Raw genomic sequence first — 24,663 nt, forward strand, 5'->3', positions numbered from 1 at the left:
GCCAAGCTAGTGAATCACCTGACTTTCTTAAGTATTTTTTACATATTTGGATAATTAGGGCCACCGCCACCTTCTGGCGTTACCCAAGTGATGTTTTGACTTGGGTCTTTGATATCGCAAGTTTTACAATGGACGCAGTTTTGGCTATTAATGACAAATCGTGCCCCATGCGGTGCATTGTCGTCCTCCACCACTTCATACACCCCTGCTGGGCAATATAGGCGTGCAGGCTCTGCATACAATGGGAGATTTTTGGTGATTGGTACAGTAGGGTCGGTCAGTTTTAGATGGCACGGCTGATCTTCTGCATGGTTGGTATTTGAGATAAATACACTTGACAACTTATCAAAGGTTAGCTTGCCATCTGGTTTTGGATAATCAGGCTTGTAAGCATGATCTGCTTTATCTAGTTGAGCAAAGTCATGACCGTTATCATTGATGGTAAATGGCACTTTTCCGCCCAATAGGTTTTGCTCCACAAAGCTAAACGCACCACCCATCCACGAACCCATACGGTGCATGGCAGGGGTAAAGTTGCGAGCTGCATGAGCTTCTTGGAATAACCACGAATTTTCAAAGGCAGTTTGATATTCCACCACTTCATCATGCTGTCTGCCCGCTTGTAATGCCGCAAAAATACTCTCAGCAGCCAACATACCTGATTTCATGGCAGTATGCGAACCTTTTAACTTTGCAGGGTTTAGAAAACCTGCATCATCACCCACAAGCACGCCACCTGCAAAACTAAGCTTAGGCAGGCTATTTAAACCACCTTTAACCAACGCTCTTGCCCCATAAGACAAGCGTTTCCCCCCTTCTAAGATAGGACGGATGACTGGGTGAAGCTTTAAGCGTTGTAGCTCATCAAAGGGCGACAAATGTGGGTTGTGATAAGACAAGTCTATCGCCAAGCCGAAGCTGACTTGATTGTTCTCTGCAAAATACAAGAACCAACCTCCTGTTGAGCCTGTCTCACTCAAAGGCCAACCAGAACCATGCAAAATCACACCTTCTTCATGCTTATCAGGATCAATCTCCCACAGCTCTTTTAGACCGATGCCGTAGTGCTGAGGGTCTTTGTCTTTACCTAGATGGAAGCGGCTGATGAGTCGCTTCCCCAAATGCCCACGACAGCCTTCAGCAAATACGGTATATTTAGCAAGTAATTCATAACCTGCCTCAAAACTTGGCTTAGGTTCACCTTGAGCATTAACACCCATATCGCCAGTAAGCACGCCACGCACCGAACCATCAGCATTGTAAAGAATTTCACTGGCACTAAATCCAGAAAATAGCATGATTTCCATTGCTTCTGCCTGCTCAGCTAGCCAACGCACGACATTGCCCAATGACACGATATAATTGCCATCATTATGCAAGGCAGTAGGTACAATGCTATGCGGTAATTGGATGGATTTTTGAGCATTTTTGAGCATATAAACACGGTCTTCTTTTGCCTTGACCGTGATGGGTGCACCAGTCTCACGCCAGTTGGGCAACAGCTCATCTAGAGCACGAGTTTCCAAGATTGCCCCTGATAGCGTATGAGCACCAAACTCCGAACCTTTTTCAAGAACGCACACCATAAACTCATCAAGCCCTGCTTCATTGGCAAGTTGCTTTAGGCGAATGGCGGTTGCTAGCCCTGCAGGTCCACCACCGACAATGATAACATCAAACTCCATAGATTCTCGTTGAATTTGCATAAGTTTTCCTTAATTTGGCTGGTTGGTTACCCAACTCGCTAGGCAAAAAATCATCAATCAAAACCATTAACAATGACATTGGGTATATTTTACCCATCTAGAATTTTTAGGCAAGCAAATTATGATACCGCCAACACTTTTATGCAAACATTCTCAATCATTTAACGATTATTCCCATCTAATTGGTTGCTTTTTTTGTGTTATTTAAGCTACAATCTTGGTCAAAAACTTAATATTTTTTACCGCCTCGTGTCATCAAATAATGTACAAAATGATAAAATTAAGGATTGATACTCATGATGTGCCAAAATCGCCAAAACCCAAAAAATAATAAAAATAATCATAATAAAAACAATATCTTAGAAGATATTACGAAACTTACCCAATCAACAAGTACGCATAAAATCCCACCACTTGATTCATGGTCGCCCACACACATTCATGAGTTTGACATTCTCATCAAAGACAACGGCGACTGGTATCATGAAGGCACAAAAATGACCCGCCAGTCATTAGTGAACTTATTTGCCAGTGTGTTATGGGGTCAGACAGATACATTGGGCAACAAGGCGTATTTTTTAAAGACGCCCAATGATATGTATCACATTCAAGTTGAAGACGCCCCACTTATCATTTATCGTGTCGATGAAGTCGTCAAAGACGGCACAACTTGGCTAATCTTTACTACAACTAATGGCGATGAGATTATCCTAAATGATGACAACCCACTGTATTTTAAGGATTTTATAAAAGACGGTCGGATTGAACAAAGGCTTTATATAGACACTCGCTTTGGTCTTGTTGCTCGAGTAGCTGCCAATGTCCTATATCATCTAGTAGAGATGGGCAAGCTGTGTGAAAGTGATGGCACAACGACACTGACCTTGGTGAGTGGTGGCAATGATTATCATCTGGTGGCGGATAGATAAAATGATCAACCAACACCCCGATTATATCAATGATTCTGATAACGCACCGATTGGCGTGTTCGACTCTGGCGTGGGTGGTCTTTCTGTCTATCGCCACCTAAGACAACTACTGCCCAATGAACGCTTCATTTATTATGCGGACACCGCCCATGTTCCTTATGGCAATAAGACGGGCGATGAGATACTGCTTTTAACCTTACAAGCAGTAGCACGACTGTGCAAACAAGGTTGTAAGCTCATCGTCATCGCCTGTAACAGTGCTTCTGCTCACGCCTTAACCACCCTTAGGCAGCGTTGTAGCGTACCGATTGTTGGGCTAGTGCCTGCGGTTAAGCCTGCTTGTGCCATCACTAAGACCAAAAAGATTGCTGTGCTTGCCACCAGAGCCACGCTTGATGGGCATCTGCTGAATGAAGTGATTGGCACCATTGCCAACCCCTTGGGTATTCAAGTGCACAAACACTTTGAATCCATGCTTGTGCCATGGGTAGAAAGCGGTATGCCGATTGACAGTCAGGTTGCCAATTTGTTGATTGAGCAGGTCAAACTGTGGGCTGATGATGGCGTTGATGTGATTGTGCTTGGCTGTACGCATTATCCATTTTTTAAGCAGTTTTTACAAACCCATATTGATGACAATCATCTAAACATCACTTTGGTTGATTCTGGGGTTGCTATCGCCGAGCGAGTGCGTTCATTACTTGATATGTATCAGATTACCGCCATGACACCAAAAGACAACCCCTTAACATTCTATGCCAGTGCCTTTGATGAACAGCTGGTGCAAACGGTTGCAGGACTGATTGATGATACGCCGGTATTTGTAGGGCATGATTTTTTACCACAATCAACAAAACCATCAATGTTGTGCAATAGAATGTAGCAAAATATAATTTGGTTTTTGTATTGTAAATACCTTAAAAATTTGATGTAATGCCAAGGCGTGCCATCACGCAAATCTAATAAATCAGTAATAAGGAGTACATCATGTCAGACATCTCAAAATTTAGCGAGCAAATCAAAAAATTCGGTGAATTACAAGACAGTATGCACGATGCACAAAAAACTCGCACTTTAGAAGAGCAAGTCGCCTACCTAAAGTCGCAAGGCATCGACCCATCAAAAACTTACGCCAAATGGGACGATGACCAAGAAGAAGAGTAATACTCATCAATGAGATTGGCTTGTGGGCAATCATTAACTCCACAAGCCAATCATCAGTTATCACCCATCAAGCCTAAACAAATAACCCCTTTTTAGCAATGAAGGGCTGTTTGACTACATCAATTGGCTGGCACAAGAGCAATCGTGCCATCTGCTTGAACTACTCGGCGGTAAGTTTGTGGTGCTATACTGACAGGCTGAATGCTAGGCGCATCAGACCAAACTGGTTGCTCCGGCATGGTTTGTACAGGGATTGCAGGCGTTGGCACTGTCTGGCTTGGCATTTGATTTGGTGCGATTGATACTTGACTGGTAATTAAGCGATGAAATTTTTGTCCTGCACGACCATCAGGCACAGCCCCCACTCTACTTTGATAATCCATAATGGCACGGCGAGTGTTATCGCCAATAATGCCATCAACCTTGCCAATTTCATAACCTGCGTTTAACAATGCCTGCTGAATTTCTTTGGCTTGACGGCGACTGATACCTGGATCATCGGTCGGCCATGGGGTAGCGAAGTTAATGTTGGTGTCGTGATTTTCAATCAAAGTAGCCAGATGAGCAATGGCAAGAGCGTAACTTTGTGATGCGTTATAACTATAAAAGGTGTCAAAGTTTTTGCCCACCAAAAAAGCTGGTCCTTGACGACCTGCAGGCAATAGCAAGCCTGCCGTTGCCATGTTATATAGCAATGGGCGACCATCTGGCAAGGTGATGCCTTGTGCCCGCCAATAATCAATGGATTTTTTATTGGTGCGACCACTAGGACCTGCATAGCCGTTTAAGCGAACCTCATACCCCCACGGCTCGCCTGCACGATAACCCCTTTTTGATAAAAAATTGGCAGTACTGGCAAGTGCATCAGCCTTACTATTGACCAAGTCTTTTTTGCCATCGCCATCAAAATCAACCGCCAACTCCAAAAAAGTACTCGGCATGAACTGCGTCTGACCAAACGCTCCTGCCCACGAACCTGTCATGTCCTCTGGGCGGATATCGCCATTTTGGACGATGCGTAAAGCATTGGCAAACTCACCACGAAAATAACCCTGACGGCGATCAAAGCACGATAAAGTTGCAAGACTACTAAACAGATTTTTACCGCCCAAAGTCTGCCCAAAGTTACTCTCAACACCCCAAACGCCAAGGACATGCTCAGGTTGCACGCCATAGCGTGATTGAATGCGATGCAATACATCGGCTTGTTCTTGTCTGGCTCTTAGCCCATCCATCACCCTCTCAGCATCAACGAGCGATGCATGATAATCCCAAGCATCTTTTTTAAATTCTGGCTGATAATTCAGCGAGCGAATCACAGTGGGGTCAGGCTCACTTGGGCGATAAGTCTCAAAAGTACTGTTTGAGATACCACGAAAAGCCGATGAAGATTTTAGATTATCCAAGCATTGCTGCAAGTGAGCATTTGACAAGCTAGGTAAATCATTGGCGGTAGCGACAGTACAGACGCCAACAGCCGATAATGCCAAAAGCAATTTGATAGAGTGTGATTTCATAGGTATCCTATTGTTATATAAGTGAATGCTGATGGATAACGGTAAGGCTTAGCCTACCACAAGATTTAGTAGAAAATACAAAACGCTCACCAACTAAAAATAAATCAGCCAACAATCAAAATTTATCTAAAAAAGCTTAGCCTAATGGCTAGAACATCATTTTTTGGATTCAAATATTTCTCAATGAATAATTTCATCGTCAAAGCAATATCAACATCGGCAACAGTCCCCTATCGCCATTGGCCGCCATGCTCATTATTAAAGGCTAAGCACCTCTTAGCTGATACTTCTTGATAATACCAAGACTGTATCGTTCAAGATACCACAGCAAAAGAATCGCCGCCACCGTCAAAGAAATCACCAAAGACAACCAAAATCCATAAATACCCATACCATAATAAGTTGCCAAAAAATAACCAGGAATCAAGCCACAGCCCCAAAACGCAATCAAATGAATCGCCATGGGGATATGGGTTACTTGGTAACCTCGCAAGGCATAGCTTGCCACAGTCTGAATGGCATCAACCACCTGAAACGCCGCCGCAAACAAGATAACTGTCGCAGCAATACCAATTACCACCGTCTCATCTGTATACATTTTAGCAAGTGGCTCTCTTAAAAATACCAATAATACTGCCGTCAAACAAGATATCAGTATGGCCGTAAAAACAGCAATGCCTGCCACATATCGGGCTCGGTGCGGTTTTTGTTTTCCCAGATAAAATCCTGTTCGTACCGTGCTGGCAGTACCAATACTTTGGGGTAGCATATAAATAAGGGTGGTTAAACTAATAACAATCTGCTGAGCGGCAACATAGTCTTGAGTACTGCCGTTTGCATCGCCTTTTAATCTCGCCACCAAAAACATGATGCAAGTAAATAAACTCACCTCAATAAAAAATGATAAGCCAATAGGCAACCCCAAATGATTAATCCGTCTTAAAGTAGCAAGATTGGGCGAACTAAATTTATCAGTTAGCCCAAAAGGTTTAAAATAAACATCCTTAGCAATATAGATACCAAGTACGATGGCATTAACCCAAAAAACAATGGCGGTCGCTAGACCGCAACCGGCCCCACCCAAGGCAGGCATGCCAAATTTTCCATAGACAAATATCCAATTTAAGGGGATATTGATAAAAAAACATAGCCAGCTGACTATCATGATTGCTCGTGGTCGGTTCAGACTAGACGCATAAGCATGCAAGGCTCGATGTATCATGGCAGCAGGCATGGCAAGCCCAACAAACCACAGATAATCACCTGTGATGGATAAGGCACGCTCACTTAAATCAAAAAAATTCTGAAACGGTGTGATGGCAGCCCACATCAGTAGCATACCGATAACACCTGTCATCAATCCATACCACAGCCCCTGACGCCCCATCTCGCCAATCTCTGCCAATCCGTTTGCACCATGCTTCTCGGCAATCATGGGATTTAACGCACTCATCACGCCCATCAAGGTAACATACACGGTTGCAAATAAACTATTGCCTAATGCCACCGCCGCCAAATCATCAATGCCTGCACCCCCTGCCATTACCGTATCCACAAATCCTGTACCAACTTGAGCCACTTGGGCTAATAGCATGGGCAAGGCAAGTGTGGTCAGAGCAGACAGCTCTTTTTTATAAGTGGTGATGGGGTATTTGGTGATGTCTAGCATGGCAATGGATCATTTCATTAAAAAGGTTTAAAGGTTGTCTATATTGCTATACAAGCATAACAAATACAAACATTCTATTATAGCATACTTAATCCATCCAATCATCTTAGTCGCCAGACCATCAATTACTCAAAATCACTCAAATACCCTTGATTTAAAAAACCAACAAAAAAGCAAATGATGCTATCTTTTGTTGGTCTTGATTAGCTTTTAATTAGATTTAATAGTCTTAAAAATCCACTACTCAAGCGTATCACTTCGTCTGCTCAAGTATATAATCAACAGCTGCATATACTTCAGCTTCAGTAACCGCACCGGTCGCCTGTGCTGGCATTTTATTAAATCCTTTAGCAGAATGCTGATATAAAGTATCCACGCCTTTTTCTAGGCGTTTCGCCCATTCTGCCTTATTGCTAAGTTTTGGAGCATCTAACAAGCCTTGGTCATGGCAGGCCTTGCAAGTTTGTTCATAGCGTTTTTTACCCTCCTTAATAGACAAAGGCTTGATGGGATTGGCTGTATTCTCTGTTGCATTGACCACATCTTTTGCTACAGTCTCGTGCCCAGAAGAGTCTTCTACAGACCCACCATCAGATTCTTGCATGACCTCAGCCGTATCTTGAGCGGGTGTCTGCGTCTTAGCTTGGGTGGTTGCTGTGTTAGATGCAGATTCTGCCTTATCACTGCCACACGCACCGAGTATCAAGGTCAGCATCGCCATACCGAATATCAAAGGAAGTTTAGCTGGGTAGTTCATATCGCCTCGCCATATGTTTGGTCATTTAAATCATGATTGCCCTGCCAGTTATGCCTGACAGATATCTAATAATATACCTAAATTTATTAAGGATTTATAGTTAATATTTTTTATTGCTTTATTGTTTTACGATTTATTCTACCAACAATACCCAGTGTCAGCTCTATTAAAGCAGGCTTATTCTTAAACCCAAAGAACCACCAAAGAAAAAACCTTGATAAAAATCAAGGTTTTTTTATTATTAAATAAGCTATAGTAATTCAGATTAGTACTTGCGTACTGTACGAACTTGCTCACGCCATACTTTTTTCTTGTAACGCTTAACAGCAGCAGCTTTTTTACGCTTACGCTCCTGCGTTGGTTTTTCAAAAAATTCTTTTTTACGAACATCAGCCAAAACACCTGCTTTTTCGCAAGCACGCTTAAAACGACGAATTGCGATATCAACTGGTTCGTTCTCTTTTACCTTAACTGAAGGCATAGTAACTCCTAATGCAAGACAAGTGGCATCGATTAGGCTGTATTATATTATTAGCGTCACGGTCTTGGGCGTGGGCATCAGCTCAAATCGGAACAATCAATACAATGATAAACCCGCTTAGCGGTATTGCCCGAACCCAAAGATTTAGGCAATCTTAATATTATAACTGATAAGCCAGATAAACACAACCAAAATCTAGCAAACAAGTCATCATTTTATCATTGGCTATTCAGTCTTAGTATCAGCTTCGTCTGTCTTGGCAGCTTCTTGCTCAATAGAAGCTTCTGGGGCGGTGTCAGTTTCTGCAGATTGTTCGCTTTGAGCCGCTACATGGTTGGCGGTCTCATCGGTCGCAACAGATGGCTTGGCATGGTCATCAAACTTGACTTCTTCAGCCTTTGGTGCTTTTTCTAACGCTACAGCTTGTGCCTCTGCTAGCTTATCTACTGCATATACTTTTTCATGCTTATCGCCACAAGCACTCAAGGCCAATGTTGTCAAAGCGACAATGGCTACAAATTTGGCTTTCATAGTCTCTCCAATAAAAATCTAAAAACTAATAAAACTAGACTTCAGTGATGCCATCATCACTAGAAAAGTAAAAGTATATGTCTATTATGCCATAAAATTCCACACTTTTCATAGGATTTAGATGATTGACAACGATTATTTTTACAACATTGGTCTAATTTATTATGATTTTGGATAATATCTAGAAAATTTACAAACATTCTATCATTTTTCAACAAAAAGCTCGCTATAATAGATGACTGATTATTTTAATGATTCAAATCGGAGTTCTTATGGCTGGTGGTAGCTTGCTGATGTTGCTTGATGACATGAGTACCATCTTAGATGATGTGGCGACAATGACAAAACTTGCCACCAAAAAAACAGTAGGTGTGCTAGGTGATGACCTTGCCTTAAATGCACAGCAGGTAACAGGGGTGCGTGCTGACCGTGAACTTCCTGTGGTGCTAGCGGTCGCAAAAGGCTCATTCATCAACAAACTCATCTTGGTGCCTGCCGCACTCATTATTAGTGCGGTGGCAGCGTGGCTCATCACGCCACTTTTGATGATTGGCGGTCTGTTTTTGTGTTTTGAAGGGGCGGAAAAAGTGATGCACAAATTCGCACCAAGTCTGTTGCCACATGAACTAGATGACAATCAAGCTCATGCCAAACGACTGGCGGCTAATGCTGATAAATCGGTCGATTTGGTTGCTTTTGAAAAAGAAAAAATCAAAGGAGCGATTCGCACCGACTTCATTTTATCTGCTGAAATTGTGGTAATTTCGCTTGGCGTGATGACCACAAGCACCCTACAGGCTAAAGCCTTATCGCTTAGTGCTATTGCTATCTTGATGACGGTTGGCGTCTATGGATTGGTCGCCCTTATCGTCAAAATTGACGATGCGGGTTTTAGTCTAATCAACCGGTCTGATTCAGTCAGGAAAAAACTTGGCAATTTTCTGCTTACATTCGCCCCAAAGCTCATGAAGTTCTTATCCATCGCAGGTACGCTTGCCATGTTCTTGGTTGGTGGTGGCATCTTAGTACACGGCATTGATATCTTGCACCATCAGGCAGAAGATTTGGTGGCGTTATCAGGCATACTAAGCGGACTGACCGAATCAATTTATAATGGCGTGGTTGGCTTTGTGGCAGGTTTAGTTGTACTGGCGTTTTATGTATTATTTAAAAAACTCAAGCATCAAGACGCATGATATTTTTAAACCATAAAACCTGCCAAGATAGCAGGTTTTATGGTTTTAGAACACGAACTAAAAATAACCAATTACCGACGACGCTGTTCCACCATGAGTGCATCAATACCATTATTACGCAGTTTGAACAGTGCATCGCTTGCTTCTTGACGGCTCACCATCGGCATGGATACCACTTGATAGACCTGAGCATTCGTCTGCCTATCCAAGCGACGCACCACGATTGCATCAACGCCTGCTAGCATCACTTGAGCCCGCTTTTCATCAGCATCTTTGGCATTTGTGTAGCTTTTGATTTGCAGAATGTAGGTGATATGGGTTTGATTGGCGGTCTTTTCACCACTCTCATCTTGACCATCATAGGTTGTGGCATCTTCGATGATTTGGATTTGAGCTTCTTTAGTCTCTTCTTTTTCAAGTTTGACCACCGCATCAGCTCCCAAAACTTTATCCTCATTTGCCATTTCCTGTACACTCACCCCTTCAGGGATACTGCGAAAATTCTGCTTGGGCAAGATGTCATAAAATTCATAATCAGATGTCAATGCCATCTCTCGGCTAGGGTCGTATTGACCTAGATTTAGATCTTGACTACTTGGCAACACCTTTTGTTCTTTAGCCATGGGTGTTACTTGTGCGTCATCTTCAACGGTGATTTTATCACTGCGGTAGCCATCAAATAGCGGTGAATAATACACCGCCGCCGCTAATGCTACTGCAATCACTAATCCTAGAATCATCCAAAGCAAACTCATGATGCCTGAGTTTTTTCGCTTTTCGGTTTCTTTATATACCGCAGAAGATTTGTTCTTTTTTGTCATGTTCATATTTCACAAATAATTGATTAATTATTGTAACAAGTTTTTTTAACGCTGTGGAAAATTTTCGCCAATTCTTTAAGATTTGTTGATACCAGCATCAATCATCATGCCAATCCACAGCACATCTGTGCTATAATAAAGCCAGTAAATCCCACCATAAAACATAAAAGGGCACTCTATGATTCTTGCCGTCTCTGAAGCCACCATCACCGCCATGGGCTTATATATCTTATTGCCGATTTTTATTGGCTTTTTGTTCTTTATTATGTGGGACATCTCCAAAAAATCCAACGCAGGCAAGCAAGGCACTTTTTGGATTTTTGTGGCATTAGGCATGGGATTTTTTGGTTTTCTTGCCAAACTTGTCATTGAATGGATATTGACAAAATGGTTTATCTAACCACAACCAACAACTCAAATCAAGCCATCAACCGTTTAGCCCATATCAGCTAAACCACAAACAAAGGTTTTTAAACTAAGGTCTTTTGGCAATCATGGTTGCACGCTTAGGTGCAGGATAGCCTTCGATGGTTTTTGAATTATCTGCATCGTCCAAAAAGTCTACCAACGAATGATAATCCATCCATTCTGTTGCTCTTTGCTCATCTGTGCTAGTAATACTCACATCAACGCAGCTTACCTCGCTAAATCCCGCCTTAAGTAGCCACTTGGTTAAAGCAGCAACACTTGGCAAAAAGTACACATTATTCATCTGGGCGTAGCGTTCGTGTGGCACTAGCACTGTATGCTCATCACCATCGACCACTAAGGTCTCAAGCACGAGCGTACCGCCTTTATTCAGCTGAGCCTTTAGCTGTTCTAAATGCTCAAAAGGCGAGATACGATGGTATAGCACTCCCATACTAAACACCACATCAAACAACTCGCTGTCTTTTGGCAGGCTCTCAAGTGGCACAGGGATATAATGCACGGGCAAATCCACGCCCAAAAAGTGCTTCATCGCCATGAACTGATGATAAAACAAACACGATGGATCAATCACAATCACCGATTTTGCCCCATCACCCAACATACGAAAACCGTGATAGCCAGAGCCACCGCCAACATCCAAGACTCTTTTGCCCTGCAACTGCAAATGCGGACGCACTCGCTCCCATTTAAAATCAGACCGCCACTCTGTATCAATATGAATGCTTTTTTCCGCACCACCGCTCAGATAAAACGGTCCTTTCCGCCAAGGCTTTAGATTTTTTAATAGGCTGTGAGTTTTTTTAAAATCCGACACCTGCCAATCAAGCACCGCTTCAACTCTATCGGTTAGCCGAATTGCTAGGGCGGTCGTCTCAGGCAGGCGGTCGATGGCAGAAGCATAAAATGGAGCGTGTGCGTAACGGCTCTTATCTTTGATTTTAGCCAACCAAATCGGCAAACAAGACAGCCACTCACCTGCTTTTGGGTGATACCTGCTCACTTGGAGTAGATGCAGATACAATGCCTGCTCTGCCTTAAAAATGGTATTATTCATGATGTCTTAATCGTCAAGTAAATTAGTGATTTTGATACAACAGCTTATCCGCCAATGCCGACAACAGAACTTCGCTCCAGATTTGCCAACTGACTGTTCTTTATGATTGGCATGGATATTTTTTCAGCTCTTTTAGCTCAATTTAGGTATCTAAAACCTTTTAGGTCATTTAAACGCCACAATAGATAAAAAATTTAAAAACTTAAACCAAGTCAGCACCCTATCAAACCCTGCCGTCATCAGCCTGTCATGATGTACGCTCTCGGTGTCGGTGATGAGTACATTTTCTAGGGCGTTGCGTTTTGTGCTAATTTCTAATTCACTATATCCATTGGCACGCTTAAAATCATAATAGCGTTCCACCAACCAAGCATCGTCCTGCTCGTCCATGGCGTGTGTTTTTTCGGTTAAGATTAAAATACCCCCATCTGTCAATGCGTCATGGCATTTTTTGAGCAGTGCCAATCTATGTTCTGGTGGCAAAAATTGCAAGGTTAAATTCAGCACAATCATATCGCACGGCTCCAAATCAAGCGTGCAAACATCCGACAAGATAAACTCAATATCATGCTTTGGATAATACTCATCAAACACGCTCTTGGCACGCTCTATCATTGGGCGAGAAATATCCACCGCATGAATCTTGATTTCATTTGGGACGAACTTATCAGCCAAAGCAAATGACACCGCCCCAAGCGATGTGCCCAAATCATAGATTCTGCTAATGCGATTGCCTTGCTCATTCACCTGCCCATAGGACAGATGCCGTCTGGCAAAAACTGGCAACATGGAGAGTACCTGCCCATAGCCCGGTACGCTACGGCGAATCATGTCAGGAAAACACGCCACCACTTCTTCATCAAAGCTAAAACGAGCAAACTTATCAAGCGGAGTAACAAATAGGCTGTCATGCCCATCGTGATGAACAGATGGATTGACTGGGTCATTCATGTTTGGATTTGTCATGAAAATTATGCTATGCTTAAGGTTGTGCGTATTTTATCATTTTTAGAACAATAAGGAAAACTTATGCAACACATCATTTTAGGCGGTGGCTGTTTTTGGTGTACCGAAAGTGTATTTTTATCCCTAGCAGGGGTTATTTCAGTAACCTCTGGCTATGCTGGTGGTCAAGCTGACAACGCCAATTATGAAGCAGTCTGCACGGGCAATACAGGTCATGTAGAAGTGATTGATGTGGTGTTTGATGAAAATATCATTGGGTTAGACACACTGCTGGATGTATTTTTCGCCACGCACGACCCAACAACACTCAACCGTCAAGGCAATGATGTCGGCACACAGTACGCTTCGGTGATTTTTTATACCGATGATAGCCAAGTTACTACCATTAACAACAAAATCGACACCCTAAAAGCAGATGGAGTGGCTGTCGTTACCCAAGTCAAAGTCGCACCAACCTTTTATCCAGCCGAAAGTTATCATCAAAATTTCTATGCCAATAATCCAACGCAAGGTTACTGCAACTTCGCCATTCCGCCAAAACTTGCCAAGCTAAAAACAAGGTTTGCTAAATATTTAAAGTAATAAACTCACTTTAATATTTGGTCTCATGCAAAATACTTATGCCGTTTAAAGTTTTTATGCTTCTTACAACATTAGATATACGCCCAAGACTCCATGAAAGGCATCATCAATTCTCAATATACTGCTGTGCTTCTTCTAAGTTGACCGTAACCAGACTTGAGATGCCAGCTGTCGGCATGGTGATGCCTTTTAACTCATCGGCAATTTGCATGGCAAGTTTATTATGACTAATAAAAATAAACTGTACGCTATCAGCCAACTCGCCAATCAAGCTAGTAAAGCGTGCCACATTAGCGTCATCAAGCGGTGCATCTACTTCATCAAGCACACAAAATGGTGCTGGGTGTTGTTTAAAAATCGCAAAAATAAGACTTAAGGCGGTCAATGTCTTCTCCCCACCTGATAACACAGCCAAGCGTGAGTTCTTTTTGCCTTTTGGCTGTGCCATCAGAACAAGCCCCGCTCGCCATTTATCAGACTTGGATAAAGACTCATCATCAATGAGTGTTAAGCTCGCCTGCCCACCACCAAAAACCTTACTAAATAAAGCATTTAGACCATCATTAACAGCATCTAAGGCGGTTAAAAATAGCGATTTGGTCTTCTCATCAATAGCAGCGATGGCATCTTTGAGCTTTTCTATGCTCTTGGTGATGTCATTGATTTGACTGTCCATCGGCGAGACACGCCCTTCTAGCTCTTTTAATTCTTCAGCTGCTGCCAAGTTCACCGCACCTAGCTTGGCGATGTCCGCCCTAATCCCATCAATGCGTGCGGAGTTGTCTTTAAATTTAGGCGATTTAACACGAAAATCCGCCACTGTTGCAGGCAGATTAAACTTCTCATCAAGACGCACCATCTCATCACCCAAATCAGCAAGGCGACTCTCGCCCACTGCCGTATCCGCTGTGATTTGAGCTGCTTGTGCCTGAGCTTTTGCAAAATCAGCATGAGCTTGGGTTAAATTCTCTTGTAATTTAACCTGCATGAGCTGTAAGGCTTTGGCGGCTGCTTCATGTTCTTCACTGGTGATTTTTAGCATGGCGGTGTGAGTCTTTGCATCCTTAAAGGCAGTCTCTAGCATCGGCAGTTTGGCAGTTAGTTTCTCTTGAGTATCTTTGGCAGCTTGTATGTCAATTTGTGCCTGCTCGGCATTTTTTTTGGCCATATCAAGCAACCTTTGGGTGTGTGCTTTGGTTTGGTTAAGCGTAGTATTTTTTAGCTGTATCGCTTGATGCTCCTCTGTCATCGCTTTGACCTCAAGAGTGAGCAAATCCATGCTTTGGGTCATCGCTACCATCTTGCTCTTAACAGTCTCATGGCGTGGTAGATGTTTGGCAAGTTTGTCATCAATATGCACAAGCTCCTGCTCTAATACCTTTAGCTCACTACCAATCTCGTCTTTTTCTTCATCAAGTACAGATTTATTTTTAACAAAATTTTCTCGCTTGATGGCATCAGTCTGAATTTTGGTCTGCAAGGCAGCCTGTCTTTGCTGTTTTTGTTGGATACTTGCCAATAAAGCATTCATCTGAGCTAGCCTTTCATCATAAGACACTTTAGCACTCTCAAACTGTGTGCTGTATAGCTTTAGCTGTTTTTGGCTTTCGCTCATCTTGCTTTCAAGCTCATCAAGTGTTATCTCAAGCTCGCCCAAGCGTCTGCTATGCTCTGCCTTTTGGGTCAGTATCGATGACTGCACCCCAAAACTACTGGTATGCACCACCCCAAAAGAACTGATCAGCCAGCCCGATTTGGTCAAAATCAACTTGCCATCAGCAACTTCACCTGACAGCTTTTGTAAATCAAAAGACTCATCATCTAGTAAGTAGCAATTATCAAACAATTTTAAACGGGGGGCATCAAACAACTGTCCAAATGCCAATAACTTACCAATACTCACCCCATAAGTACCACCTGTCTTAAAAATGGCACGACTGGCGTTTTTGTCTTTTTCATCAGGTGCTGATAAGATTGCCTTGATTGCCAGCTCATCAGATACTTTGGCGGTCAACCAAAAGCCCAAAAAGGCATCCAACACACCGGCAAACCGCTCACCTTGACTACTCAGACGCACCAACTCTTTTAGCTGTGGCAGATGCACAAAATCGCTTTGGGTGCTATCTTCTGTATGATTTTGGGATAAAGAAGCAGGCTTGGCGTGTAGTAGCTTATGCAAGATGTCATATTCACTTGATAAGGCAGTATGCTGTTTTTCAAGTGCGGTATATGCCTGCTGATGGGTCTGCACACTCTTGGCAAGCTCATCAAGTTTATCTTTGTCGTCTTGCTCTGCTAAGGATTCTTGGCGTAGTGCCAACTGGGATAGCTCTTCAGTTAAGCGTGCCAACTCTTGAGTATCGTTGATGTCTTGCTCGGCAATGCCTTGCGAGCTTAGGATAAGCTCATTATGTTTTTTGATCCATTTTTCACGGTTGGCAAGTACTCGGTTTTTTTGAGATTCGGCGAGTTTCTTGGCATTTTCTAGCGTGTTTTTTTGAGTTTGTAGGGCATCTAGTTCATCACGAACGCTCTGCCAGCCGACTTGGTTGGTTTGTAGTTCGTGTTGCTTGGCGTTTAACTTTTGGCTCAGCGTACTTAAACTTGGCTCAATCTGGCTTAACTCTTGGTTAATTTTATCAAGCTCAGCAGTTGCGTGTGCGATGTTGTCATGAGCTTCTGCCTTGATGGCATTTAGGCGAAGTATCTTTTCTTCAGACTGGGATAGCTCCTGATTGACCGTATAGAAGTTGTGCTGTGCGGTCTGCTCTGCCATCTGGGCATTATGATATTTATCACGGGCATCGTCTTTTAGCCATTGCCCTTCTGCAACCTTATCGGATAAGCGTTCTAGCTCCACTTTGGCTTTATTGGTGGCACTTTCAAGTCTAGCCAGCTCTTCTTGACTGCTTTGTTGCTGTTGTTTTGTTTGTTCATGATATTGCCACGCCTCAAAAATACGCTTTAATAGATCTTCTTTGTTCATCTTATTAAGCTCATCTGTCAGCTCTTGGTATTTCTTGGCAGACTCGGCTTGGCGTAATAAAGTGCGTTGTTGTTTTTTTAGTTCACCTTGCAAGTCAGAGAGTCGCTCTAGATTGTCCTGTGCTTCGTCAAGTTTTTTTTGGGTTTCATCACGGCGTGCTTGATAACGAGACACACCTGCCGCTTCTTCGATGAACTCACGCAGCTGCATGGGGCTAGACTCCACGATCCGCCCTATCATGCCCTGCTCAATGACAGCATAGCTTCTTGCCCCAAGTCCTGTCCCCAAAAATACATCAACCACATCACGGCGACGAACTCTTTGCCCATTGATGAAATAATCCGATTTGCCATCTTTAGTAACTTGACGGCGAAGCGTCAGCTCATGGTAGAGATTTAGGGCATGGCGAATGCCGGTGCTTTCATCTTGGGTATGCTCAAAGGTCAGCTCCACACTCGCCAAGCTCTTGCCCGTTCGCCCCTCCACGCCTGCAAAGATGACATCGCTCATCGCCCCACCACGCAGCTGCTTGGCGGAAGTTTCGCCTAGCACCCAACGAATGGCATCAATCACATTTGACTTGCCACAGCCGTTTGGACCGACGATGGCGGTGATGTCGTGTTTAAAGGTAAAAGTCGTGGGATTGGCAAAGGATTTAAAGCCAGCAAGTTTTAGGGATTTTAGACGCATGATTGATGATAAAATCTTAGAATAAAAGGTGAGTATTATAGCAAAGTTTACCAAGATTTTAACCAAGTTTCTATTGAGTAATTTGGCAAATGACCCAAGCATCTAATAATAGCCGTCCTTCAAGACGACCATCTAAATAAGCATGCAAACTATCGATTAAATAAGTGTATAACATGTGTATTATCTAAAAGCGTCTCCAAGGTCTATGAAATATTGGGGCGATGAACCATCTGGCTTCCAAACATCAGCAAAACCCATTGCTTGCATTAAAGATCATCCATCTAACAAGTGGTGTTAAAATAATGATAAGTATCAAAGAATGTTTGATAATAAAATTACCAACAGAATTCGTCATCTGAATTTGTAAAAACATAGGTTTTTTAAAATATTCTTTAACCAAAAAAGAATTGATTAAAAGCACTAATCATGCTGAGAATAAAAAAACTAGCAACTGAAGCATCATCGCACGGGCGGTAACAAAATAAAATTAAAATAATTAAAAAAACATGAAATTTGATTAAATGCTTAACCAAATTTCTAAATTTTTCTAGGACTTTGTTTCTCAACGAAATCATCACCAACCTTTGCGATTGCTAATACCATTAATTGTACCGCCAGTGAATGCAAGTTTAGATGCGCCATATATGGCTTTTGCACCACGCACAGGTACAAAAGCAACCAATAACGAACTTACCAAAACCTTCCATAGTACACTTTGTATACACACAAAGACCCTGCCATCTTGCAGGGTCTTTTAATTTTAAAGATTAGACCACACTACCATACAACAGCTGACAACCCACCACAATCAATAGGCACGCAAAGGCTTTTTTTAGTGTAGCAGCTGGCATCTTGTGGGCGATTTTTGCCCCAAGTTTGGCGGTGATAAAGCTTGCCACACTAATGGCGACAAAGGCAGGCAAATGCACAAAACCCAGCAAGCCTACCACCGGCTCACTCATACTTGCCACATGACTGCTACCAAACCACATAAAGCCCAAAGCCCCAGCGATGGCAATCGGCAGACCGCACGCCGCACTGGTGCCAACCGCCTGTTTCATAGGTAGGCCAGCATGGGTAAGATATGGCACATTTAAGCTACCACCACCGATACCAAAAATCGCTGACGCCATGCCAATCACACCACCTGCGATACTTTGGCTAAATGGCTTGGGTAGTGGTTTGATGTTCTCGCCTGCTTTTTTCATGAACATCTGTATGGACATGATGATGGCAAATACACCAATCAGCCCTTGTAAATACTGCCCGTGAATGAGCGTTGCCACCCACGCCCCAAACAAAGAACCTACCACCAAGCCATAAGTTAAGTTTTTAAAGACTTCCCAACGCACACCGCCTTTTTTGTTGTGAGCGGTTAATGAACTGATGGATGTAATGATGATGGTCGCCAATGCCGTCCCTACAGATACATGAGGAATAATCTCAGCAGGAAAACCATACGCCCCCAAAATCCACACAAGAGCAGGTACAATAATCAGACCCCCACCCACACCGAACAGTCCTGCACACACCCCTGCAAATGCCCCTGCAATCACAAACCATAGATACATCATTTTTACAAATCCTAAACAAAATTTATGGTATTATACCCCATTTTTATCATTTTAAAAAAATTAAAAACCATGCCATTTCTAGCACCCACTTGCCACCGCCATTTTGATGAGATTGGCAGTACCAACACCGCCTTAATCCATGCCATTGAAAGCGGTCATCTTGCCCACACCATCTCCCATTTATACACAGCAGATTATCAAACGGCGGGGCGTGGACAACATGGGCGAACTTGGGTGAGCGGTGAGAACAATGTGTTCTTAAGCCTATATATCCCCATGGGGAAAGGGGTGTTTGAACTAAATACACTCTCTGGGCTGTTGTCTGTGGCAGTCGGTTTTGAGCTTGCTAAGTTACCCATCATTCAAACCGTGAACGAACACCGCCGAACAAAGCAGTTGCCCACTCTTGGCGTAAAGTGGGCAAATGATGTGGGTTTTTATGATGATGAATTAGACTTATTTAAAAAACTGGCAGGCATTTTAATTGAGCCTGTTTTTAAAAAAATAGAAAAAAACACCTTAACTGGCGTGGTCATTGGTATCGGACTTAATGTTAATAACTCCCCTAAAATAAAAGACGGTCTTTATCAAGCGACCTGCCTACAAGAATTATTTGCTGATTTAGACATTTTTGCCCAAGAGTTATACATTCCCATAGCCAATGCCATATTTGAAGCGATAAAGACTTGCAACCACTGCAAAGAACCAAGTCATCTACAGCACTTTATTGATCAATTTAACCAAAACCATCTTTTGAGCGATAAACTGATTCATGTTTTTATACAAAACAACATGGGCGATATCCACGCCAAAGGCAAGTGTATCGGCATTGGCAATCAAGGCGAATTATTATTGAATGACAATGGTAAGATAAAACAGATCTTTGCAGGCATGGCAAAGATTGTAAATTAAGCTATTGCTTTTGGGTGCAGACCGCTCAACCTGATATGTTAATTTCAACCCTATTAGTATTTAAGGACAAGCATGAAAAAACTCTGGCTGGATTTGGGTAATACTCGCCTAAAATATTGGATGGTAGATCACGGCACGATTATCGCCCATGACGCAAAAGAGCATTTAAAAGCCCCTAATGAATTATTGCTTGGACTGCTTGGTACGCTAGCACGGTTTGAGCCACAATTTATTGGCATATCCAGCGTGCTTGGGGACAAGATTAATTCTGCCATCAAAAAGACAGTACAAGGTTTTGGCGTGCCTTTTGAATTTGCTAAGGTTAATGCCAATCATACGCTTTTAACAAGCCATTACAGCCCCAATGAGCTTGGTGTGGACAGATGGCTACAAATGCTCGGCGTGGTGGATAGCACCAAAAAACAATGCGTGGTCGGTTGTGGCACGGCATTGACGATTGACTTGATAGAGCATGGTGTGCATTTGGGAGGCTATATCCTGCCCAATGTCTATATGCAACGCCACGCCCTATATGCCGGTACTCAGCAGATAGGGGTTAAGGCTGGACGATTTGATAGTATAGAGCTTGGCAGGACAACCTTTGATGCGGTCAATCATGGTGTGCTGTTTGGCATTATTGGATCGGTGCGTGCAGTACAGGCAGATTATCCTGATTTTGACATTACCTTAACAGGCGGTGGTGCTGACATGATAAATGCCCAGTTTAACCACAAACTTGGCATAAAAAAAGAGTTATTGTTAGAGGGTTTGAAACGATATTTTAATTAACCCCCACTACGACAAAATCATGGCAAAATAAAACAAAGCCAAACAGCAGATGATACTCAAAAACCATAAGGCGGAACGCACCATCGGTGCATCAAAGGCATATGCCATAGCCAATGCGTAAAAATACATACAGCCACGCCAAAACATTAATGACATTTTGTGGTACAAAGCAGTACATCGCCACAATAACCGCTGCCAAGAAAATAGGCAGGCTCTCAAAACTGTTGGTTTGGGCGGCACATAAAAATTAAAGCTTAATCAAACAAACCACCAAAAACAATGCAGTTCAAAGAGGAGTAAATATCGTTTTAATTAAACCTTAGGCATTCTCTCTTGCTATCCTTCCAAACACCGCACCAAGCATCAATCCAGTACCACCAGCATAATTTCCATAATGAACACCACCCACGATTTCACCGCAAACAAACATATTATCAATACATTCACCATTTGTTCTGTATACTCTTGCATCAGGCCTCACTTTCAAACCCCCATAAGTAAATGTCACACCTGCTTTCACTGGTGCAATGTAGTAAGGCGGAGTATCAATTTTTTGGGCCCAGTTAGATTTAGGGACGCCAAAACAATCCACAGATTTATTACCATCCAAGTAACTAAAATCACAAATGACATTGTCGACACAATTGCGATTATAGCTTTCTATCGTATCATGCAGATTGCGATGATTTATACCAAACTTTTCACACATAACTCGCAATGAATTTGAACTAAATAAATTCTCATCAGAAAAATACGATTGGGATAAAAACCCAACGGTTTTTCTATCAAATATCTGAAAAGCCATATTATTAATCTGCTTATTAATCATACGCCCAACTTTTGCATATAAAAAATTTGGCATATTCTCACCCTCATCAAAAAAACGCTTACCATCATGATTAATTGTTATTCCTAGATTAAACTGATACCTCGATTGGTTTTGACTTTTAATATTTTCTCCTGGCAATAAATAATCAGGAAGATATGAGCTTTGAGGTGTCGCATGGCAGCCAACTTCCGAATAATCCCCATAAAGTTGAATATTGTTTTTGATTGCAGGGAAAAACCAATCTCCAGTATTAAAAGGAACACCCCTGATGCCAACATTTTCCCAGGATTCTCCTAAAAATTTTTGCCTAAAATATGGATTAGCTTCATAACCTCCCAGTGCCAATATCAATGAATTGGCAGGCAAGTGGAATAATTCTCCATTATCCTTAGTTAGGATCAGCTCTTTGACACAATTATCAACCATTACAAAGTCATAAAGAGAGGTGCAATACATTATATCCACACCCAAACTCTCAGCAATATTAAAATTTCTTTCTTGTAAAGATTTGCCCGAACCTTTAATCTTAAGAGGTATGTTTCTTTTAAATATATTACCAAAATCTTTATATGTCCATTTATGCCCTAAGTTTGCCATCCATAAAATAGTTTCAAAAGATTTATCAACAAATGTTTCTTGAAGATCCAAATCTCCTTGATTATCGGAAGTGGATCTTGGGTCATGAAGAAAATCATCCTTCGTGTACGGCATGTAGCTTTCTCTTAAAACCTCCTCTATTTTTAAATTTCTATCACCATCATCAATCAAGCTCAATAGCTCTTCGAAATTATTGTGGGGAAATCTAAAATTCATTGTTAATGAACTATTACCCCCTCTATAAATTCTTGGAGCTTTTTCAATGACCAAAACACGCTTTCCTTTCTGGGCAGCTGATATGGCTGAACAAAGACCAGCATTGCCAGCACCCACAACAACATCATACGCTTCTTTTAATTTCATGAGACCGTCTAATAAAAACCATTAATAAAACACCAGATACAAAAGACAGCAATGCCGCAACAGTATAGGTAAGCATAATATTATATTTTCCAATCAAATATCCACCTAACATGCTTCCAATGATGCCAGAAATGGCCACCAATGTTTTTCTACTTGTTCCGATTACCCGCCATTCTGATGAAGGGGAATATTTTTGAAAACAATCCTGCCAAAACGGAATTGAAAATGCATGAAGAAAGTTAAGAACAAATACAGATATTAAAAAATACCAATATCCTGAAGAGAATGCGGTCACCAAGAAAAATAAAGCATAAAAGATACGCAGATGCGGGGCAATACGGACAGGCAACTCTTTATGTCTGGATACTTTCACCATAAGCAACGAACCAAAAACCGTTGCCAACATCAGACTAAAAAAATAAAAAGAAACATAAATATCATCGACCTTATAAATATCCTTTAATACATATATAAAAGTCCCGTTATAAATAAATAAGCTGACTGCGGATATGGCATGAGCTGTACTCAAATAGAAGATATTTTTTGAGAATAAAATTTTATAAACCGCTTTTTTGATAGAATTACTTCTTTGTTTGATATCATCGATAGGAGTCAAATACATAAAAATAGCAGATAGGACAAATAAAACACCGCCAATAAAAAATACAACACGATGATTTAAAACACTTAAAATAGCACCGCCTATAAAAAACCCTAACGCTGAACCCATGCCTGCAAAAACCTTTGTTTTTCCTATGATGGTTTGTCTATTTAGACTGTGTGTTGATTCTGCTAAAAATGAAATCAAACTCTCAATATAGCCACTTGAACAAGTTGATAAAAATGTTCCAACAAAACTTATGGTATACAACGCATAAATCATGGCTGAATCATTAAAAAAATATGGTAAGCATAACAAAATACTTAAAGTAACATTAATGGCCACAATGTGCAATTTATCACTTTTAAATATATTAAAATTATTAACAAAGAAACAAGCAAGCAGACTACCTACCGCAGAGATGGTTACCTGAAGTGCTGTAGAAATGGCACTATTGGTAAGATGATAAACATATAGTGGCAATACAACCAGATAGAGGGAAGATGCCAAACTCGATAGCAGCATGCTGCCACAGATATTATTCACTGATTTATTAAATTTGCTGTCCATAGTTCTAAAGCTTTATTATTGATTAACAAAAAGGATCTGGGGTCATCTTATTATAAAAAGGATTTACTCTCACAAAGTTTTTGCTTAATGCTTGATTGATGATTGCTCTATAACAGTGATATCCACTCATCTCATTAATATGCACCACCTGAACATCATGAAAATTAAGCAAATCAAGAAGATCATATAGCGAGAACTCTTTGTCAAAAAAATCAATTAAATGATTGTGCAAATATTTCGATTGTAAGTGATTGATTCTGTTTATTGCACCAGAACCAACCAAGGTATGAATTCTATCAATAGTGCTTTTAACATTACCCTTTGGGTGTAAATTATTTTTTACAATAATATTAGCCACCAATGATAACGCCTCTATTTCCGATGCTTCAATTGCATTTTTTAAATTTGTTTTCATGGATGTTCCACAAAAGAATATGTCATTTCTCTCATGAAATACGACAGACATGCAGAATGGAATATTTAGAACACTGGTGTAATGATGAATAAAATATCCACCCCCTAAATTCCTACTACCAATTTTCAAAATACTGTCATGGTGATACCATAATAATAAAGCAACATGACGCTCTAAAACCTCTAAAATAGCATGTTTTATAGCCATATCCTTATCACTATGAAGCCCCAAACCACTAGCACTTACATCATACTTGGTTCTAATCAGCACATCCTTATAAGGGTAATTTTTTAAAAACTTCTTAGTAAAAAAACAGTGAGAAGCAAATTGTCTTTGAAGATGACTTCCGCCAAAAAATATTTCGGAAGCTAAAATTCTTTCAATAATTTCATAATATGATTTATTTTTGGCAATCTCCAAACTATAAGAGCCAGAGTGGCCATAAAAATCATCAAATCTTTCTCCATATCGAACTCTCGCAACAGAATCAACAAAATACATGTTGCTCAAAGTTGTCATCCTATATATGTTA

The 24,663-nt window shown here is 41.5% G+C and carries 24 protein-coding genes; 8 read left to right on the forward strand and 16 right to left on the reverse strand.

The features are described from left to right. Positions 1-38: 38 nt before the first annotated feature. Entirely contained in the window at positions 39-1,706 is a 1,668-nt protein-coding gene (locus tag L3D27_RS08665; protein WP_432480936.1) for an electron transfer flavoprotein-ubiquinone oxidoreductase, read from the reverse strand. 296 nt (positions 1,707-2,002) lie between these two features. Here L3D27_RS08665 and L3D27_RS08670 point away from each other — a divergent pair, with 296 nt between their 5' ends. From L3D27_RS08670 to L3D27_RS08680, 3 genes are all read left to right on the forward strand, one after another. Further along, the gene (locus tag L3D27_RS08670) at positions 2,003-2,635 is read left to right on the forward strand and encodes a DUF1285 domain-containing protein (protein ID WP_432480937.1); all 633 of its coding nucleotides are present in this window, start codon (positions 2,003-2,005) and stop codon (positions 2,633-2,635) included. A gap of 1 nt (position 2,636) precedes the next feature. After that, a complete protein-coding gene (murI, locus tag L3D27_RS08675; RefSeq protein WP_432480938.1) occupies positions 2,637-3,518 on the forward strand; it encodes a glutamate racemase in 882 nt (293 codons plus the stop codon). Positions 3,519-3,622: 104 nt separating this feature from the next. After that, positions 3,623-3,799 (forward strand): hypothetical protein, encoded by a 177-nt coding sequence (locus L3D27_RS08680; RefSeq protein WP_432480939.1) that lies wholly within the window; start codon positions 3,623-3,625, stop codon positions 3,797-3,799. Between the two features lie 119 nt (positions 3,800-3,918). On the opposite strand, the gene L3D27_RS08685 is transcribed toward L3D27_RS08680, so the two are convergent. The 5 genes from L3D27_RS08685 to L3D27_RS08705 all read right to left on the reverse strand — a co-directional run bounded on the left by L3D27_RS08685 (position 3,919) and on the right by L3D27_RS08705 (position 8,754). Further along, positions 3,919-5,316 carry a lytic murein transglycosylase gene (locus L3D27_RS08685; RefSeq protein ID WP_432480940.1) on the reverse strand — a complete coding sequence of 466 codons (1,398 nt, stop codon included), beginning with the start codon at positions 5,314-5,316 and terminating at the stop codon, positions 3,919-3,921. Positions 5,317-5,581: 265 nt separating this feature from the next. After that, complete coding sequence (locus L3D27_RS08690) at positions 5,582-6,985, reverse strand: MATE family efflux transporter (RefSeq protein WP_284673289.1); 1,404 nt, start codon at positions 6,983-6,985, stop codon at positions 5,582-5,584. A gap of 253 nt (positions 6,986-7,238) precedes the next feature. After that, complete coding sequence (locus L3D27_RS08695; RefSeq protein WP_432480941.1) at positions 7,239-7,742, reverse strand: c-type cytochrome; 504 nt, start codon at positions 7,740-7,742, stop codon at positions 7,239-7,241. Positions 7,743-8,007: 265 nt separating this feature from the next. Beyond that, positions 8,008-8,223 carry a 30S ribosomal protein S21 gene (gene rpsU / locus L3D27_RS08700; protein WP_242748412.1) on the reverse strand — a complete coding sequence of 72 codons (216 nt, stop codon included), beginning with the start codon at positions 8,221-8,223 and terminating at the stop codon, positions 8,008-8,010. A gap of 225 nt (positions 8,224-8,448) precedes the next feature. Then, on the reverse strand, positions 8,449-8,754 hold the full coding sequence (locus L3D27_RS08705) for a hypothetical protein (protein WP_432480942.1): 306 nt from the start codon (positions 8,752-8,754) through the stop codon (positions 8,449-8,451). A 272-nt stretch (positions 8,755-9,026) separates the two neighbouring features. Between L3D27_RS08705 and L3D27_RS08710 the strand changes: the two genes are divergently transcribed. After that, positions 9,027-9,950, forward strand: coding sequence for a DUF808 domain-containing protein (locus L3D27_RS08710; protein ID WP_432480944.1), 924 nt, complete (start codon positions 9,027-9,029; stop codon positions 9,948-9,950). A gap of 71 nt (positions 9,951-10,021) precedes the next feature. Here L3D27_RS08710 and L3D27_RS08715 read toward each other — a convergent pair whose 3' ends face one another. Further along, positions 10,022-10,777 (reverse strand): SPOR domain-containing protein, encoded by a 756-nt coding sequence (locus tag L3D27_RS08715; RefSeq protein WP_432480945.1) that lies wholly within the window; start codon positions 10,775-10,777, stop codon positions 10,022-10,024. Positions 10,778-10,949: 172 nt separating this feature from the next. Between L3D27_RS08715 and L3D27_RS08720 the strand changes: the two genes are divergently transcribed. Further along, positions 10,950-11,171 (forward strand): DUF2788 domain-containing protein, encoded by a 222-nt coding sequence (locus tag L3D27_RS08720; protein ID WP_432480946.1) that lies wholly within the window; start codon positions 10,950-10,952, stop codon positions 11,169-11,171. Between the two features lie 75 nt (positions 11,172-11,246). Here the strand turns inward: L3D27_RS08720 and cmoB are convergent, their stop codons facing one another. After that, the gene (gene cmoB, locus L3D27_RS08725) at positions 11,247-12,260 is read right to left on the reverse strand and encodes a tRNA 5-methoxyuridine(34)/uridine 5-oxyacetic acid(34) synthase CmoB (protein ID WP_432481905.1); all 1,014 of its coding nucleotides are present in this window, start codon (positions 12,258-12,260) and stop codon (positions 11,247-11,249) included. Between the two features lie 162 nt (positions 12,261-12,422). Next, positions 12,423-13,208, reverse strand: coding sequence for a carboxy-S-adenosyl-L-methionine synthase CmoA (gene cmoA, locus L3D27_RS08730; RefSeq protein ID WP_432481906.1), 786 nt, complete (start codon positions 13,206-13,208; stop codon positions 12,423-12,425). Between the two features lie 78 nt (positions 13,209-13,286). Here cmoA and msrA point away from each other — a divergent pair, with 78 nt between their 5' ends. After that, positions 13,287-13,805, forward strand: coding sequence for a peptide-methionine (S)-S-oxide reductase MsrA (msrA, locus tag L3D27_RS08735; protein WP_432480947.1), 519 nt, complete (start codon positions 13,287-13,289; stop codon positions 13,803-13,805). 106 nt (positions 13,806-13,911) lie between these two features. Here the strand turns inward: msrA and smc are convergent, their stop codons facing one another. Further along, positions 13,912-17,481, reverse strand: a complete 3,570-nt coding sequence (smc, locus tag L3D27_RS08740; protein WP_432480948.1) for a chromosome segregation protein SMC — start codon at positions 17,479-17,481, stop codon at positions 13,912-13,914. A gap of 767 nt (positions 17,482-18,248) precedes the next feature. Continuing rightward, positions 18,249-19,055: a sulfite exporter TauE/SafE family protein gene (locus L3D27_RS08745; protein WP_373628297.1), complete on the reverse strand. Its 807-nt coding sequence runs from the start codon at positions 19,053-19,055 to the stop codon at positions 18,249-18,251. Between the two features lie 69 nt (positions 19,056-19,124). Here L3D27_RS08745 and L3D27_RS08750 point away from each other — a divergent pair, with 69 nt between their 5' ends. Both L3D27_RS08750 and L3D27_RS08755 read left to right on the forward strand, forming a co-directional pair. Beyond that, positions 19,125-19,967, forward strand: coding sequence for a biotin--[acetyl-CoA-carboxylase] ligase (locus tag L3D27_RS08750; protein WP_432480949.1), 843 nt, complete (start codon positions 19,125-19,127; stop codon positions 19,965-19,967). Between the two features lie 72 nt (positions 19,968-20,039). Continuing rightward, positions 20,040-20,756 carry a type III pantothenate kinase gene (locus tag L3D27_RS08755; protein WP_284673301.1) on the forward strand — a complete coding sequence of 239 codons (717 nt, stop codon included), beginning with the start codon at positions 20,040-20,042 and terminating at the stop codon, positions 20,754-20,756. 6 nt (positions 20,757-20,762) lie between these two features. Here the strand turns inward: L3D27_RS08755 and L3D27_RS08760 are convergent, their stop codons facing one another. The 5 genes from L3D27_RS08760 to L3D27_RS08780 form a co-directional block, all read right to left on the reverse strand. After that, a complete protein-coding gene (locus tag L3D27_RS08760) occupies positions 20,763-20,885 on the reverse strand; it encodes a hypothetical protein (RefSeq protein ID WP_432481926.1) in 123 nt (40 codons plus the stop codon). After that, entirely contained in the window at positions 20,848-20,934 is an 87-nt protein-coding gene (locus tag L3D27_RS08765; RefSeq protein WP_373628345.1) for a hypothetical protein, read from the reverse strand. Before L3D27_RS08765 ends, L3D27_RS08760 begins: the two co-directional genes overlap by 38 nt. Before the next feature lie 141 nt (positions 20,935-21,075). Beyond that, positions 21,076-22,545 carry an FAD-dependent tricarballylate dehydrogenase TcuA gene (gene tcuA / locus L3D27_RS08770; protein WP_432480950.1) on the reverse strand — a complete coding sequence of 490 codons (1,470 nt, stop codon included), beginning with the start codon at positions 22,543-22,545 and terminating at the stop codon, positions 21,076-21,078. After that, entirely contained in the window at positions 22,523-23,716 is a 1,194-nt protein-coding gene (locus tag L3D27_RS08775; protein WP_432480951.1) for an MFS transporter, read from the reverse strand. The genes tcuA and L3D27_RS08775 overlap by 23 nt, the downstream gene beginning before the upstream one ends. A gap of 22 nt (positions 23,717-23,738) precedes the next feature. After that, complete coding sequence (locus L3D27_RS08780) at positions 23,739-24,650, reverse strand: YcaO-like family protein (RefSeq protein ID WP_284673304.1); 912 nt, start codon at positions 24,648-24,650, stop codon at positions 23,739-23,741. Between the last annotated feature and the right edge of the window lie 13 nt (positions 24,651-24,663).

The organism is Moraxella sp. ZY200743 (assembly GCF_050885545.1).
Classification (GTDB): domain Bacteria; phylum Pseudomonadota; class Gammaproteobacteria; order Pseudomonadales; family Moraxellaceae; genus Moraxella; species Moraxella haemolytica.

Bases quoted from the DNA above. Each gene is read 5' to 3' on its own strand.
- L3D27_RS08670 (WP_432480937.1), top strand. From the start codon at position 2,003: ATGATGTGCCAAAATCGCCAAAACCCAAAAAATAATAAAAATAATCAT.
- L3D27_RS08685 (WP_432480940.1), bottom strand. From the start codon at position 5,316: ATGAAATCACACTCTATCAAATTGCTTTTGGCATTATCGGCTGTTGGC.
- rpsU (WP_242748412.1), bottom strand. From the start codon at position 8,223: ATGCCTTCAGTTAAGGTAAAAGAGAACGAACCAGTTGATATCGCAATT.
- L3D27_RS08665 (WP_432480936.1), bottom strand. From the start codon at position 1,706: ATGCAAATTCAACGAGAATCTATGGAGTTTGATGTTATCATTGTCGGT.
- L3D27_RS08720 (WP_432480946.1), top strand. From the start codon at position 10,950: ATGATTCTTGCCGTCTCTGAAGCCACCATCACCGCCATGGGCTTATAT.
- L3D27_RS08750 (WP_432480949.1), top strand. From the start codon at position 19,125: ATGCCATTTCTAGCACCCACTTGCCACCGCCATTTTGATGAGATTGGC.
- msrA (WP_432480947.1), top strand. From the start codon at position 13,287: ATGCAACACATCATTTTAGGCGGTGGCTGTTTTTGGTGTACCGAAAGT.
- tcuA (WP_432480950.1), bottom strand. From the start codon at position 22,545: ATGAAATTAAAAGAAGCGTATGATGTTGTTGTGGGTGCTGGCAATGCT.
- L3D27_RS08755 (WP_284673301.1), top strand. From the start codon at position 20,040: ATGAAAAAACTCTGGCTGGATTTGGGTAATACTCGCCTAAAATATTGG.
- L3D27_RS08715 (WP_432480945.1), bottom strand. From the start codon at position 10,777: ATGAACATGACAAAAAAGAACAAATCTTCTGCGGTATATAAAGAAACC.
- L3D27_RS08680 (WP_432480939.1), top strand. From the start codon at position 3,623: ATGTCAGACATCTCAAAATTTAGCGAGCAAATCAAAAAATTCGGTGAA.
- L3D27_RS08710 (WP_432480944.1), top strand. From the start codon at position 9,027: ATGGCTGGTGGTAGCTTGCTGATGTTGCTTGATGACATGAGTACCATC.
- cmoA (WP_432481906.1), bottom strand. From the start codon at position 13,208: ATGAATGACCCAGTCAATCCATCTGTTCATCACGATGGGCATGACAGC.
- L3D27_RS08745 (WP_373628297.1), bottom strand. From the start codon at position 19,055: ATGATGTATCTATGGTTTGTGATTGCAGGGGCATTTGCAGGGGTGTGT.
- L3D27_RS08690 (WP_284673289.1), bottom strand. From the start codon at position 6,985: ATGCTAGACATCACCAAATACCCCATCACCACTTATAAAAAAGAGCTG.
- L3D27_RS08780 (WP_284673304.1), bottom strand. From the start codon at position 24,650: ATGACAACTTTGAGCAACATGTATTTTGTTGATTCTGTTGCGAGAGTT.
- L3D27_RS08760 (WP_432481926.1), bottom strand. From the start codon at position 20,885: ATGTATTTTTACGCATTGGCTATGGCATATGCCTTTGATGCACCGATG.
- smc (WP_432480948.1), bottom strand. From the start codon at position 17,481: ATGCGTCTAAAATCCCTAAAACTTGCTGGCTTTAAATCCTTTGCCAAT.
- L3D27_RS08705 (WP_432480942.1), bottom strand. From the start codon at position 8,754: ATGAAAGCCAAATTTGTAGCCATTGTCGCTTTGACAACATTGGCCTTG.
- murI (WP_432480938.1), top strand. From the start codon at position 2,637: ATGATCAACCAACACCCCGATTATATCAATGATTCTGATAACGCACCG.
- L3D27_RS08765 (WP_373628345.1), bottom strand. From the start codon at position 20,934: ATGTACTGCTTTGTACCACAAAATGTCATTAATGTTTTGGCGTGGCTG.
- L3D27_RS08695 (WP_432480941.1), bottom strand. From the start codon at position 7,742: ATGAACTACCCAGCTAAACTTCCTTTGATATTCGGTATGGCGATGCTG.
- L3D27_RS08775 (WP_432480951.1), bottom strand. From the start codon at position 23,716: ATGGACAGCAAATTTAATAAATCAGTGAATAATATCTGTGGCAGCATG.